Source organism: Croceivirga lutea (genome assembly GCF_014235875.1).
Lineage (GTDB): Bacteria > Bacteroidota > Bacteroidia > Flavobacteriales > Flavobacteriaceae > Croceivirga > Croceivirga lutea.
Genome location: NZ_JACJUK010000005.1, coordinates 50,474 through 65,606, shown reverse-complemented (window position 1 = coordinate 65,606; position 15,133 = coordinate 50,474). Strand labels below are relative to the sequence as shown.

General features: G+C 34.9%; 12 protein-coding genes. 4 read left to right on the top strand and 8 right to left on the bottom strand.

The genetic code is table 11. The features are described from left to right. Window positions 1-28 precede the first annotated feature (28 nt). The 5 genes from H5V42_RS10315 to tamL all read right to left on the bottom strand — a co-directional run bounded on the left by H5V42_RS10315 (window position 29) and on the right by tamL (window position 7,446). Window positions 29-2,269, bottom strand: a complete 2,241-nt coding sequence (locus H5V42_RS10315; RefSeq protein WP_185783091.1) for a polyribonucleotide nucleotidyltransferase — start codon at window positions 2,267-2,269, stop codon at window positions 29-31. 204 nt (window positions 2,270-2,473) lie between these two features. Then, window positions 2,474-2,743: a 30S ribosomal protein S15 gene (rpsO, locus tag H5V42_RS10310; protein WP_185783090.1), complete on the bottom strand. Its 270-nt coding sequence runs from the start codon at window positions 2,741-2,743 to the stop codon at window positions 2,474-2,476. Window positions 2,744-2,850: 107 nt separating this feature from the next. After that, window positions 2,851-3,726 (bottom strand): acetyl-CoA carboxylase, carboxyltransferase subunit beta, encoded by an 876-nt coding sequence (gene accD, locus H5V42_RS10305; protein ID WP_185783089.1) that lies wholly within the window; start codon window positions 3,724-3,726, stop codon window positions 2,851-2,853. Between the two features lie 17 nt (window positions 3,727-3,743). Beyond that, window positions 3,744-4,811 carry a class II fructose-bisphosphate aldolase gene (gene fbaA, locus H5V42_RS10300; protein ID WP_185783088.1) on the bottom strand — a complete coding sequence of 356 codons (1,068 nt, stop codon included), beginning with the start codon at window positions 4,809-4,811 and terminating at the stop codon, window positions 3,744-3,746. 52 nt (window positions 4,812-4,863) lie between these two features. Then, complete coding sequence (tamL, locus tag H5V42_RS10295; RefSeq protein WP_185783087.1) at window positions 4,864-7,446, bottom strand: translocation and assembly module lipoprotein TamL; 2,583 nt, start codon at window positions 7,444-7,446, stop codon at window positions 4,864-4,866. A gap of 24 nt (window positions 7,447-7,470) precedes the next feature. Here tamL and H5V42_RS10290 point away from each other — a divergent pair, with 24 nt between their 5' ends. After that, window positions 7,471-8,196, top strand: coding sequence for a TrmH family RNA methyltransferase (locus H5V42_RS10290; protein ID WP_185783086.1), 726 nt, complete (start codon window positions 7,471-7,473; stop codon window positions 8,194-8,196). A gap of 43 nt (window positions 8,197-8,239) precedes the next feature. Here H5V42_RS10290 and porT read toward each other — a convergent pair whose 3' ends face one another. Further along, window positions 8,240-8,935, bottom strand: coding sequence for a type IX secretion/gliding motility protein PorT/SprT (gene porT / locus H5V42_RS10285; RefSeq protein WP_185783085.1), 696 nt, complete (start codon window positions 8,933-8,935; stop codon window positions 8,240-8,242). Window positions 8,936-8,939: 4 nt separating this feature from the next. Beyond that, on the bottom strand, window positions 8,940-9,668 hold the full coding sequence (gene ubiE / locus H5V42_RS10280; RefSeq protein ID WP_185783084.1) for a bifunctional demethylmenaquinone methyltransferase/2-methoxy-6-polyprenyl-1,4-benzoquinol methylase UbiE: 729 nt from the start codon (window positions 9,666-9,668) through the stop codon (window positions 8,940-8,942). Between the two features lie 171 nt (window positions 9,669-9,839). On the opposite strand from ubiE, the gene trkA reads away from it, so the two are divergent. From trkA to H5V42_RS10265, 3 genes are read left to right on the top strand one after another with little or no spacing between them, the layout of a single operon-like run. Beyond that, window positions 9,840-11,189, top strand: coding sequence for a Trk system potassium transporter TrkA (gene trkA / locus H5V42_RS10275; RefSeq protein WP_185783083.1), 1,350 nt, complete (start codon window positions 9,840-9,842; stop codon window positions 11,187-11,189). Next, window positions 11,189-12,679: a TrkH family potassium uptake protein gene (locus H5V42_RS10270; RefSeq protein ID WP_185783082.1), complete on the top strand. Its 1,491-nt coding sequence runs from the start codon at window positions 11,189-11,191 to the stop codon at window positions 12,677-12,679. Before trkA ends, H5V42_RS10270 begins: the two co-directional genes overlap by 1 nt. 37 nt (window positions 12,680-12,716) lie before the next feature. Further along, window positions 12,717-13,868, top strand: coding sequence for a glycoside hydrolase family 5 protein (locus tag H5V42_RS10265; protein WP_185783081.1), 1,152 nt, complete (start codon window positions 12,717-12,719; stop codon window positions 13,866-13,868). A 72-nt stretch (window positions 13,869-13,940) separates the two neighbouring features. Here H5V42_RS10265 and H5V42_RS10260 read toward each other — a convergent pair whose 3' ends face one another. Continuing rightward, the gene (locus tag H5V42_RS10260) at window positions 13,941-15,128 is read right to left on the bottom strand and encodes a pyridoxal phosphate-dependent aminotransferase (protein WP_185783080.1); all 1,188 of its coding nucleotides are present in this window, start codon (window positions 15,126-15,128) and stop codon (window positions 13,941-13,943) included. Window positions 15,129-15,133: the final 5 nt, after the last annotated feature.

Sequence of the window (15,133 nt, the reverse complement as noted above, 5' to 3'; positions counted from 1 at the left end):
GCTTTTTAATCATTTATTTAATGGATACTTAGTCCTCATTTCTTGGTTTTCTATCGCGATTGTCACGATTTCCACCACCTCTACGATCATTATTTCTGCGGTTACCACCGTCTTTATCTCTTCTTGGTTTTCTTTCTTCGTAACCTTCTGGTTTTGGTAATAATGCCTTTCTAGATACTTTTTCTTTTCTTGTTCTAGGGTCAAAACCAAAGTATTTAACGTCGATAACATCACCAACTTTTACCACATCTTCTACATTATTGGTACGTTCCCAAGCTAATTCAGAAATATGTAATAATACATCGTTACCCGGGGCATCAACATATTCTACTACAGCTCCAAATTCAATTACTTTGGTAACTTTTACTTCGTATATGCTACCAACTTCTGGTTTGAACATTAAGGCATCGATTTTTGCTAAAACAGCATCAATACCTTCTTGATTGGTACCTAAAATTTCAACAATGCCTTCTTCAGTATCTGGGTCTTCATTAATTACGATAGTAGTTTCGGTAGTTTTCTGAAGCTCTTGAATAACTTCACCACCTTTACCTATAAGTGCACCAATATATTCACCTGGTATTACTCTGGTTACCATTTTTGGAGCATGCGCTTTAACTTCTGCTCTTGGAGCTTCTATAGTATCTGTAAGATGCTTTAAGATATGTAATCTTCCGTCATGCGCTTGTTTTAAAGCCTGCGTAAGAATTTCATAAGAAAGCCCTTTTACTTTAATATCCATTTGGCAAGCTGTGATACCATCTTCTGTACCAGTTACTTTAAAGTCCATATCACCTAAATGGTCTTCATCTCCTAGAATATCTGATAATACTGCGAATTTTCCAGAGTCAGCGTCTGTAATTAGACCCATAGCAATACCAGATACAGGTTTAATTAATTGTACACCAGCGTCCATCATTGCCATTGTACCTGAACAAACCGTAGCCATTGATGATGAACCGTTAGATTCTAAAATTTCAGAAACAACACGTACGGTATATGGGCAGTCTTCTGGAACCATTCTTTTAAGGGCACGTTGTGCTAAGTTACCGTGACCAACTTCTCTTCTAGATGTTCCACGTATTGGTCTGGCTTCACCTGTTGAGAAAGGCGGGAAGTTGTAGTGTAAATAAAAACGTTCTTCACCTTCATAAGAAGGCATATCTATTTGATTTGCTTCTCTTGAAGTTCCTAAAGTTACGGTTGCTAATGCTTGAGTTTCACCACGTGTAAAGATTGATGAACCATGAACGGATGGTAAATAATCTATCTCACACCAAATTGGGCGAATATCAGTAGTTTTTCTACCATCTAAACGTAAACCTTCGTCTAACGTTAAGTTACGTACTGCTTCTTTTTCAGCTTTGTGATAGTACTTAGAAATTAAAGCCCCGTATTCTTCTTGTTCTTCTTCTGTGAAACTTTCTTTTATAGCTTCTTTGATTTCAGAAAAAGCTTGACTTCTTTCTTTTTTAGATGAACCTGCTTTTGCAACTTCATAAACTTTATCGTAAGCTAGGTCATGAATTTTCTTTTGTAATTCTTCATCAGCAGCTTCTGGCTCATACTCCCTTACTTCTTTCTTGCCAAAGGCTTCTGCTAGTCTGGTCTGAGCGGCACATTGAACTTTAATAGCTTCATGAGCAAATTTGATAGCTTCTACCATTTCTTCTTCAGAAATCTCGCTCATTTCACCCTCAACCATCATTACAGAATCTGCAGAGGCACCAATAACCATATCAATGTCTGATTCTTCTAATTGTTTGTAAGATGGATTGATAACAAATTCACCATTAACACGGCCAACGCGTACTTCAGAAATTGCACATTCAAAAGGAATATCTGATAGCTGTAGCGCAGCAGATGCGGCTAAACCAGCCATAGCATCTGGCATAACGTCTTCATCATGAGACATTAATTGAATCATCACCTGTGTTTCTGAGTGATAGTCTTTTGGAAACAAGGGCCTTAAAACACGATCTACTAAACGCATGGTTAATACTTCACCATCGCTTGGTCTAGCTTCACGCTTAAAAAAACCACCTGGATATCTACCTGCAGCGGCAAATTTTTCTCGATAGTCTACTGTTAAAGGTAAAAAGTCAACATCTGCTGCGTGGTAGTTAGAAACTACGGTGCAAAGCAACATGCTTTTGCCACATTGAACTACTACAGAGCCATGTGCTTGTTTTGCTAATTTTCCGGTTTCGATAGAAATTTCTCTACCATCACCTAGGTCTATGACCTCTTTAAAAGTTTTTGGAATCATAAATTAAAATGTATCCCTATTGTTGGGATTAATTAAACATTTGGTCTTTGCCGTCCTGGCAATAGGGTTGTGTTGTTGTGTGTAGACCAATGAAAAACTAAGTGTAGCTTTTTGTGTTGCCCAAAATTACGAATTTCAGGACTAAAATTACTTTTTAATTGAAAAAGCAAAAAAAATGGGGAAGCTAAAGCCTCCCCAAAATTTTTATTTTCTGATACCTAGCTCTTTAATTAAAGCTCTGTATTTTGCAATATCTTTTTTCTTTAAGTAATCTAAAAGACTACGTCTTTTACCTACTAATGCCACTAAAGAACGCTCTGTAGCGTAATCTTTATGGTTTTGTCTTAAGTGTTGCGTCAAATGGTTGATACGGTGCGTGAACAACGCAATCTGACCTTCTGTTGAACCGGTGTTGCCTTCTGAGCCCCCGTGTTTCTTGAAAATTTCTTTTTTTACTTCTTTGGTTAAATACATGCCAATATTATTAAAATGATTATTATGTACCTGATTTAGCTAAAAATCAGGGCGTAAAGATAGTTCTTTTTCTATGAGTACATAATATTCTTTAAAAAAAAGCCTGTTTATTCAACAGGCTCTTCTACTCTTCGTACGGGTTGATTTGTAATTAAATCTATATACAGGTTAACTTTTTTCTTTAAATCTCTTCTGTGAACTATAAAGTCTAAAAAGCCATGTTCTTTTACGAATTCTGCTGTTTGAAAACCTTCTGGTAATTCTTTACCTGTAGTATCTTTTACAATACGCGGGCCAGCAAAACCAATTAAAGCTCCTGGTTCAGAGATATTTATGTCTCCTAACATTGCGTAAGATGCTGTTGTACCACCTGTTGTTGGGTCTGTACATAACGAAATATATGGAATTCTAGCCTCTGCTAATTGAGCAAGTTTTGCTGAAGTCTTAGCCATTTGCATTAAACTTTGAGCTGCCTCCATCATTCTAGCACCACCAGATTTAGAAATCATTAAAAAAGGAAGTTTTCTTCTCTTAGCATAATCAATAGCTCTGGCTATTTTTTCACCAACAACACTACCCATTGAACCGCCAATAAAACTAAAATCCATACAGGCGATTACTAAATCTTTACCCATAGATTTGCCCACAGCTGTTCGAACAGCATCATTTAATCCTGTTTTTGCTTTGGCTGCTTTTAATCTATCAGTATACTTTTTTGTATCCTCAAATTTTAAAGGGTCTTTGGCTGTTAATTTTTCATCCAATTCTTTGTATTTAGCATCGAATAAGATTTCAAAATATTCATTGCTTCCTATTCTAACGTGGTAATCATCTTCAGGACTTACATAAAAGTTTTTTGCTAAATCTTCTGATTCTACAATTTTTCCTGTTGGAGATTTGTACCACAACCCTTTGGGTGTGTCTTTTTTTTCTTCTGTAGAAGTCTGTATTCCTTTTTCTTTTCTCTTAAACCAAGCTGTCATGAATCAAAATTTGGTTACTACAGTGTGTTTACGTTGTTTAAATCTTCAAAAGCTTGTTTTAAACGTGTTGCGAATGCTTTTTCACCTTCACGTAACCAAACTCTTGGATCGTATTTTTTCTTATTTGGTACATCTGCACCTTCTGGATTACCTATTTGAGCTTGTAAATAATCTTTATTTACTTGAACGTAATCTCTTATACCAGACATGAATGCATATTGCAAATCTGTATCAATGTTCATTTTAATTACACCATACCCAATAGCTTCTCTTATTTCTTCAACAGTTGAACCCGAACCACCATGGAAAACAAAATCAATATGATTATGGCCTACACCATATTTGTTAGAAATAAATTCTTGAGAGTTCTTTAAAATCTTTGGTGTAAGTTTTACGTTACCTGACTTATATACCCCATGAACATTACCAAAGGCTGCAGCTACGGTAAATTTAGGACTTACCTTAGACAACTCTTCATAAGCATAGGCTACTTCTTCTGGTTGTGTGTACAATTTTGAGCTGTCAATATCTGTATTATCTACACCATCTTCTTCACCTCCAGTAACACCAAGTTCTATTTCTAATGTCATGTCCATCTTAGACATGCGCTCTAAATATTTTTTACAGATTTCTATATTTTCTTCTAATGGTTCTTCTGATAAATCAATCATATGAGAACTATATAAAGAAGCGCCTGTAGCCTTGTAATGTGCTTCGCTGGCATCTAACAAACCATCTATCCAGGGTAATAATTTTTTAGCACAATGGTCTGTATGCAAAATTACAGTTGCACCATAGGCTTTTGCCATTTCATGTACATGTTTTGCACCCGCAATACCGCCATAAATTGCTGCTTTTTGGTTTTCATTTGAAAGACCTTTACCTGCGTTGAATTGTGCGCCACCATTAGAAAACTGAATAATCACAGGGGCGTTTAATTCCACTGCAGTCTCCATAACAGCATTCATTGTATTGGTACCAATCACATTTACTGCTGGTAATGCAAAACTTTTTTCTTTTGCTAGTTTAAAAATCTCTTGAACTTGATCGCCGGTAGCAACACCTGGCTTGATGTTATGTGCCATTTTAAGTTGGTTTCGTTAAAATTAAGCAACAAAAGTAATAAATAATTCAGGTCTAAAAAGGGTAGTTGATACCTATATTGAAAACTGCTTCGCTAAGGTTGAAATTTGAAAACCAACGATTTGAATCTGAAAGTGCAGGATTGTAGGTTTTAAACCCAGTATCTAGGCGAATAACAAAGTAGGTAAAATCATATCGAAGGCCAAAACCCGTACCAAGTGCAATATCTTTTAATGATGACAATCCGTTAAATGTGGCATCGGGGTCATTTACGTTATCAAAAGCATTCCAAATATTACCAGCATCTGCAAAAATAGCTCCTTTAAAATCTCCTAATAATGGAAATCGATACTCTAGATTTAAACCAATTTTTAGGTTTGCTTCGTTAAAATCATTTTCATTATTAGTTCTTCCTGGCCCTAATGAGTAAACATTCCATGCTCTATTATCATTGGAGCCACCTGCAAAATAACTTCGAACAAATGGTATGCTTTCAGAATTGCCGTAAGGTATAGCTATACCAAAGAAACTCCTAAATGCAAGTACGTTTGAGTTACTAAAATCCCAATGTTTGATGTAGTCTAATTCTGTTTTGAGGTATTGTGAATAAGGAACACCAAAAACTAAACCTTTACCGGTATCACTCTGGTTAAATGGTATTATATTTTCAGCAAGTGATAGAAAATTACCCGCACTTTCAAATTTGATGTTAAATTGATAAAACTCATTATCATTAATATCTGTCCGGTTATTTTTCTGATAAACAAAATTTGAAGCAAAAATTAGGTTGTTCTCAGTAAGTCTTTGTTTACGTTCTGCAATACTTTCAATATCGTTTAGGTCTTCTTTAAAACCATCATAACTTAGACTAAAATTATCAGCGGTTACCGCAGCTATAAAGTCATCGGCACCATCTGGAATTTTTAAGTTGTTTTCATCATCATAGTATTCGTCAAAACCTGTTAAGCTTGTATACTCAGTTCTACTAGCTATGTTGTTTAAACGTGAGTAGGTAGAACTGTACTCTCTAAAAAAAGCATTTGTATTTGTGTTTCGTACAAATTCTATATTAAGTAACTCAAAGGTGTTTTTTACAAAATTTGAAGGAGTCCAGTTGTAGCTTAAAATAGAGTTTAGTGATTGCCTATCTAAACCAACATTTTGTTGAAAATTAGTACCTACAGAAAATCGTGTTTGAGGCGTCATATAATAGGGTATAATAGTCTCAGTATTAAACGGTAGCCAAATTCTTGGAAATGTTAGATTGATATCTGCACCTATTTCGGAGGTAAAGTTTTCATCAGAAATGGGTTCGTCTAAAATACCTACTGAGCCTCTTAACGATAAACTAAGGGTTTCTGAGCCACCAAAAACATTTCTAGTGGTGATTGATGAACTTAGTCCAACGCCTATTTGTTGAATATCTGACCTAGATACATCAAAATCTAACTGCAGTGAATTTTTAGGTCTTGGCGCTAAAAAAATATTAGAAGTAAGTTTTGAGGTAGTGCTATCAGCTTCGAACTGTATACTGGGATACTTAAATGTGTTTAAATTGGTGATTTGACGTAACGTACGGGTTCTATTTAAATCACTATAAACGCTGTCAATTTCAAAAAAAACAGCATCTGTTAAAGCTTTGGGTTTATATTTTAAATTGTTTTCATAAAAAATAGTGTAGCCATCATATTCCACTGATTTAAGAGAGTCTTCTTGTGTATCAAAGCTATAATCAGTATAAATATTAATTTTATTAAACTTATGAACGGTATAAGGTTTGGAGCTTTGTTCAGTAGTGTTACTAGACGGGTTTTTTATCACCATTTCTACTTCTAACTTTTGGTCATCTGCAACCTGTGTTGTATCTCTTAAAATGGTATATGTAATAGAACTTTCTTGAAAATTGTAGATACCATTGTTTCTAAATAAATTGGTAAGCCGTTGGCGTTCATTATTGAAATTTTCTAAATTGAACTGTTGGTTTTCTTTTACCCATGAATCATTTTTATATTTTCTATATAAACTATCTAAATCTTTTGAATCTATGCTGGTTTGTAAAGAATCTATATAATAAGGCTTGCCTTTAATAACGGTATAATTTGCTTCTACTCGTTGTGGTTTTTTGGTGCCTGATATTTCATAATCAGCGGTGGCGTTAAAGTATCCTTTACTGCCGTAATAAGCTGCTAAACGTTCTGTTGATTTTCTTGATTTAGAGGTGTCTAATATGGCTGGTTGCTCACCAATTCTCTTAAACAAATTACTATACCCGCGCACTATAAAAGATTCTCCTAATCTTTTAACTTGTTTTTGCGATAGAAAACTATTGAGTCTTTCTTCTCTTTTGTCTTTTTTTTGCAACCACGCTTGATATAAAGAATCTGGGTTTTCTTTAGCTAGATTGTAAATGTTTAATCGTAAAGGATATCCCAATACGTTAGTGTTGGGTTTTTGTAAAATTAGGTTTTCAATCAGTTCGTCAGACTCTTTTTCACCATCAATATTTATGTTGTTTTTGGTAAGTAAGACATCATTTTCTGGCACTTTTTTAACAGCGTTGCAAGAAAACATTGCTATTGCAAGAAATAGTATTGCTATTTTTGACCCTAATCGCCAAACCACTGAAAAAATATTCATAAGGGCTAAAATTACTCATTTCACATGGTTGTGAAAAGTCAATTAAAACTTGTTAAAAGTCTACATCAAAAAAAATACCGAAATCAACATGAACTTTTTTTTGTTGAGGGATTTAAATTGGTAAATGAGCTCCTAAGGTCGGGTTTTACACTTGAATTCTTATGTGCTACCAAAGAAAATATAGAATTATTTTCAACGGTATCTTCCGTGTATGAAATAACTGAAGGCGATTTGAGAAAAATCTCTGCACTTAAAAATCCGAATGGAATTTTAGCCGTTTTTAAAATGGCCAAAAAACAAATTTTAACTGAAAATAGTTGGGTACTAGCGCTTGATGCTGTTCAAGACCCAGGAAACTTGGGTACTATTATTAGATTGTGTGATTGGTTTGGTATACAAAACTTGGTGTGTTCTTTAGATACAGTTGATTGTTACAACCCTAAAGTTTTACAAGCCACTATGGGTTCTATAGCAAGGGTAGCAATTACATATGTTGATTTGAGTGTTTTTCTAAGTAAAACCAAGCTGCCAGTTTTTGGCGCATTTATGAAAGGGCAATCTGTATATACGCAAGATTTTACTTCAGCAGGAATTTTAGTAATGGGTAATGAGGCTAACGGAATTTCAAAAGAACTAGAAAAGCTAATTACTCAAAAAATAACTATTCCTCAATTTGGTAAGCAAACTGCGGAAAGCTTAAATGTTGCTATGGCTACCGGAATCTTACTCAACGAGATTCGTAGGGGATAATTACGTTAATAGTTATTGGTTGTTTACAATAGAATTTAAGGTCTTATTCAAAAGTAAAGTTGATAAAAATACCTCTGGTTCTCATACCTGCAATGTTTCCTGTCCATGGGCTATTAGGGTCTTCATCTGGCACTAGTTCATCTGTTAACGCAAAAACCCCTCTAATAGAAGGCGTAAACTTAAAATACTCAGTATACATATCTATACCAAAACCTAGTTCATAACCGTAAATGTTTTTTTTCATTCTAAACTGGCCACTACTATTGTCATCTAGGCTTTCTTCATTACTTCCTAAATTGATAGCAGTATAACCACCAACTGTTATAAAGGGTTTAATGTTGCCTAATCTTCTGGTACTTAGCTTTGCTAATAACGGAAATCTAATATAAGTTGAACGTACTTCTCTTATTGCATCTTGCTCGTTGGTAAAGCCAGGAAAACCTAATAATCTAGAGGTATACAATAAACCTGGTTCAAATCTGATGTCAACAAACTCATTTATGCGCATCTCACCAATGAGGCCAACATTAAAACCAAAACTCTTATCAACAATTATGTCTTGGTCTAAGTTATTCTTGTATTCAAATTGAAAATCGTATTGATTAAATCCTAGGTAATAACCCCAATTCAACAATTTCTTGTCTTCGGTCTGTAGATTTAAAATGGGATCCCTACCAAAAAATTGAGCACTTGCTTGTATACAAAGCAGCATGCCTAGTGCAAAAAATATTTTTTTCATTTAGCTATTTTGAGGCAACATAAATTGTGGCAACCCCTAATGTCTGGGGTCTGTGTTCTACCTCTATAAACCCATTTTTGCGTAAAATATTGTTGAATTCGTTCCCATAAGGAAAAACAGATGCTGATTCTGATAAGTAATTATAGGCCACCTTATCTTTTGAAAACACTTTACCAATAGTCGGCAAAATATATTTGGAATAAAAATGATAACCTTGTTTGAAAGGAAATTTTGTGGGTACAGAGGTCTCTAGTACCAAAAACTTGCCTCCAGGTTTAAGTACTCTGTTAATTTCTTGAAGTCCTTTGTCTAAATTTTCAAAATTTCTTACCCCGAAAGAGACGGTAATCACATCAAAGAAATTATCCTGGTAAGCTAAATTTTCGCTATCTCCAATCACCATTGAAATGGTCTTATTTAGCTTTTGCTCTTCAACTTTTTCTTTGCCAATTTCTAGCATACCAGGAGAAATATCTAAACCCACAATTTCTTTAGCACCGGTGTCTATTAATGCAATAGCTAAATCTCCTGTACCTGTAGCAATATCAAGAACAGTTTTTGGATTGGTTTGAGCAGCTATCTTTACCACTTTTTTTCTCCAAGATTTGTCAATACCCAAAGAAATTACACGATTTAATCCATCATAATTTTTAGAGATGGTATCAAACATTTGTGTTACCTGTTCTTTCTTGCCTTTTTCAGAGTTTTTATATGGCTTTACCCCGCTGGTCATATATATTTTTTGAATGCAAAGATACATGAAGCATTTGTACCAATTAATTATGTAATTTTGCTGTGTCTTTGAGTAACCACTTTTATGGTAAAATGTTTGCTTACAATAATTTATGCTCCATCTGATCTACAAATTAATGGAGTTCTTTACTAATTCAAGAAACAAATTTAGATGCGTATAGTCATTGCTGGTGCTGGTGAGGTAGGTTTTCATTTGGCTAAATTATTGTCTTATGAAGCGCAACAGATTGTATTAATAGATACACACAAAGAACGTTTAAATTATGCGGATAACCACTTAGATATTAAAGTAGTGAGAGGAGATGCTACATCCATATCAATTTTAAATGAAGCTAATGTTGAAGATGCCGATTTGGTAATTGGTGTTACCGCATCAGAAACCACAAACCTTACCCTTTGTTTACTTGCTAAACAATTGGGTTGTAAAAGAACCATTGCTCGTATTTCTAACACCGAATTTATAGATAACAGAGAAACACTAAAATTTAGTGAACTGGGTATAGATGAGCTCATTTCTCCTGAAAAATTAGCAGCATCAGAAATTCAATTGCTATTAAATCAGTCTGCTTTTATTGATACTTACGAGTTTGAAGGTGGGTTACTTACTATGGCGGGTATGTTTATACCTAAAACGGCACCTTTTGTTGGTAAAATGGTAAAAGAAGCGGCTAAAATATTTCCAGAACTGCATTTTATGCCTATTGCCATGCGTAGAAAAGGAACTCAATTTACGTTAATTCCTCGTGGTGATACCGTTTTTAAAGAAGGCGACCAAGTCTATTTTATTACTTCCGCAGAAGGTGTAGATGAGCTTTATAATCTTACGGGAATGAAGAAAAAAGAAATCAAGAATGTAATGATTCTTGGTGGAAGTAAAGTTGGATATAAAACCGCACGCGACCTTTGTAGTAAAAAATTCAATGTACGCTTAATTGAAAAGAATAAACAGAAGGCTTACGATATTGCAGATGAAATACCTAATGCTTTAGTCATAAATGGTGATGGAAGAAATGTTGAACTTTTAGAAGAAGAAAGTTTAGACTCTATGGATGCTTTTGTGGCAGTAACCGGTAATTCTGAAACCAACATCATGTCTTGCTTGGTGGCTAAGTCAAAAAAGATAAAAAAGACCATTGCACTTGTTGAGAATATGGATTATTTCTCACTTTCTCAGTCTATTGGTATAGATACTTTAATCAATAAAAAACTATTAGCAGCTAACAATATTTTTAGACATGTAAGAAGAGGAGAGGTATTGGCACTTACACGTTTAAATAATTTGAATGCAGAGCTTTTAGAATTTGAGGTAAAACCAAATTCGTTAGTAAATGGCGAGTTGATTAAAGAATTAGACTTTCCGAGAGAAGCTATCATTGGAGGGGTAATTAGAGATAAAAAAGGAATAATTGCACTTGGTGATTTTAGAATTCAAGCAGGAGATAAAGTTGTAGTTTGTACACTACCTAAAGCCATTGCCAAAATCGAAAAAATGTTTCTCTAATGGGTCTCAATTTTCGAATTATATTACACATTATGGGCTTGCTGTTACTTTGCAACGGGTCATTTATGATTCTTGCAACAGTAATGAGTGCAGTCTATAAAGATGGGGTAACTTTAGAATTAGCCATGGCTGCTATTGTAACCATGTTGGTTGGGGTTATGGCCATGTTTTACACACGGGGGCACCGTAAAGAGGTAAAACCAAAAGAAGGCTATATAATTGTAACCTTCGGATGGTTAATTATGTCTATTTCTGGTGTGCTGCCTTATATTTTTTCAGGTGCGATACCCAATATTACAAACGCTTTTTTTGAAACCATATCTGGTTATACAACTACTGGAGCTTCGATTTTAGCAGATATAGAAGCTTTGCCAGAAGGCGTGCTTTTTTGGAGAAGTCTAACTCATTGGATTGGTGGTATGGGTATAATTGTTTTAGCCATAGCCATATTGCCATTGTTGGGTATTGGGGGTATGCAATTATTTACGGCAGAAGCACCTGGGCCAGGGGGTGACAAATTGCATCCTAGAATTACAGATACAGCCAAAAGGCTTTGGTATATATATGTGGGTTACACGGTAATTGAAACCATTTTGCTTCAAATTGCAGGAATGTCTTTTTTCGATGCAATTAATCATGCATTGTCTACACTGTCAACAGGAGGCTTTTCTACTAAAAATCTTAGTGTTGCGCATTGGAATGGTAACCCTTGGATTGAATACATCATAATTATATTCATGTTTTTGGCGGGCACCAATTTTGTAATTAGCTATTTTGCGTTTACGGGTCAGGTACAAAGAGTATTTAAAGATGAAGAGTTTAAGTCTTACTCCTTGTTCATTATAGCTTTTACTGTAGTTGCAGCATTAATTGTTTATTTTCAAGCAAGTGTTGAAATCTCAGAATATCATCCTATGGTTTGGGGTAAGTTTGAAAGTGCATTTAGACACGGCTTATTTCAAGTTTTGGCTGTTGTAACTACAACTGGTTTTGTGACCGCAGACTTTACTAATTGGACGCCTTTTTTAACCGTTTTCTTTTTTGGATTAATGTTTTTAGGTGGTTCGGCAGGTTCCACAAGTGGTGGTATAAAAGTTGTTAGACATTTACTAATTATTAAAAACGGAATTTTAGAGTTTAAAAGAACACTGCATAGTAATGCTATAATTCCTGTTCGACTTAATAATAAATCTGTTAGTGAACATATTGTATACAACGTTATCGGCTTCTTTGTACTGTACATGTTGCTTTTTATAATTGGAGCTTTGGTGTTAGGTTATTTAGGATTAGATTTTGAATCTGCTGTTGGTGGTGCAGCTTCTTCTCTAGGTAATGTTGGTCCAGCTTTGGGTGATTTAAATCCTGTGGTTAATTTTAGCAGTTTACCCCCTTTTGGTAAGTGGTGGTGCGGATTTTTAATGCTTTTAGGGAGGTTAGAATTATTTACAGTACTTATTTTATTAACTCCTGTTTTTTGGAGAAAAACCTAATCTTCTTTGCTTTTTAGTATCTTTTACAAAAAAGCGGATGAAAACAAAATTCTATTTTCTTAGTGCCACTTTACTCTTTTCTGTTTTTTTGTGGCTAGCATGCAGTTCAACCGATAGTGCTAATTCATCTGAGTTGGGCGTTGAAGAAAGTGTTAATGAAGAACAAACAGAAGATACTAATACGCAAGATTTTGATGCCGAAGGCTATATTTCTCCGAATGAATTAGTTCTTAAAATGGGGGTTGGTTGGAACTTAGGCAATAGTTTTGACGTTGAATCTAGAGATAAGACAGCATGGGGTAATCCTCTTCCCACAAAGGCGATGATTGATTTGGTGGCAAATTCTGGTTTTAATACGTTGAGAATTCCTGTAACATGGGGGTATCATCAAGACGAAAATAGTCCGTATGCAATAGAACCAGATTATTTAAATAGGGTGCAAGATGTTGTTGATATTGCTTTAGAAAATCAATTAATTGTAATTATCAATGTGCATCATGATGATGATTGGGTAAAACTTGAAGCCGACAAAAAAGATGATGTTATTGCTAGATTATCTTCGCTCTGGACTCAAGTAGCAACACGTTTTAAAGCTTATGATAATCGATTGATTTTTGAAATTTTAAATGAACCTCGATTAAAGGGAACCCCTTTGGAGTGGAACGGTGGTAATGCTGAAAGTAGAGCTATTTTAAATGAATATCATAAGGCAGGTGTTGAAGCTATTAGAGCTGTTGAGGGTTTTAATGCAAATAGAGTACTAATGGTGTCTACATACGCAGCAAGTACAATTGATGAGGTTATGAATGATTTGATTATTCCAAATAGTGATGAGAATATTCTAATATCACTTCATTCCTATTTTCCATGGTCGTTTGCAGGCGAAGAAAACGGACCTTCTGAATGGGGTAGTGAAGCTGAAAAAGAAGCGCTAAAAAATGAAATGGAGAAAATTTATCAAAAATGGGTGGTTTCTGAAAATAGAAACGTAATTCTTGGAGAATGGGGTTCTAGAAATAAAAACAATTTAGAAGACCGCGTAGCATATGCAACCAATTACACCCAGTTAGCGCTACAATATGGTTTTATACCAATAGTCTGGGATGATGGCGGTAATTTTAGACTACAGAATAGAAATACCATTTCATGGCAATATTCAGAAATCGTGGATGCTATTACCAATCCTTAATTTTTGAACAAAAAAATAGCTTTTTAAGTTTCCTTAAAAAGCTATTAGATTTTGGTATTTTACGTTTAAATATTAAACTACCGCCTTAATTCTAGAAATGGCTTCTTTTATTTGTTCCACAGAAGCCGCATATGAAATTCTAATGCCGTTACCGTTACCAAAAGCATCGCCGGTAACAGTTGCAACATTTGCATGTTCTAGAATATAAATTGCAAAGTCGCTAGCATTGTTGATTTTAACGCCATTTAATTCTTTTCCGAAGAAAGAAGAAATATTAGGGAACACATAAAAAGCACCTTCTGGTTCATTACATTCAAAGCCATCAATTTCATTAAGTAATTCAAGAATTAATTTTCTTCGGTTTTTAAACTCATCAACCATGTACTTTATACGCTCAGGAGATTCTTCAAGAGCAGTAATGACAGCTCTTTGCGCAATACAATTTGCCCCACTAGTTACCTGTCCTTGTAGTTTGTTACATGCTCTGGCAATATAACTTGGAGCTCCGATGTAACCTATTCTCCAACCTGTCATTGCAAACGCTTTAGCTACACCATTAACCGTAACCGTTCGGTCATACATGTCTTCAAAGCTAGCCATTGAAGCATGCTCAGTTACGCCATAATTTATATGTTCGTAGATTTCATCGCTCACAACAACAATTTGCGGATGTTTCTGTAAAACGTCAGCTAATGCTCTAAGTTCAGCTTTACTGTAGATAGAACCACTCGGATTACATGGTGAACTGTACCAAAGCATTTTGGTTTTAGGTGTAATAGCAGCTTCTAATTGCTCTGGGGTCATTTTAAAATCACTCTCAATGGAAGTTTTAACTTCTATTGGCACACCTTCTGCTAATTTTACAATATCTGCATAACTAACCCAATATGGGCAGGGTAAAATAACTTCGTCACCTTTATTTAAACAAGCTTGTGCAACATTATACAGCGCTTGCTTGGCACCTGTAGACACTACAATTTGAGAAGGTTCATAAGTTAAACCGTTATCTCTTTTAAACTTTGTAATGATGGCAGATTTTAACTCTACATAACCATCAACCGGGGTGTAAGAGTTGTAATTTTCATCGATTGCTTGTTTAGCAGCTTCTTTAATATAATCTGGTGTATTAAAATCTGGTTCTCCCAAACTTAGGCCAATAATATCTTTTCCTTCAGCTCTAAGTTCACGGGCTTTTGCAGCCATTGCTAAAGTTGCTGATGGCACTAAATTATTAATGCGGTCAGAAAGTTGATTGCTCATAATGT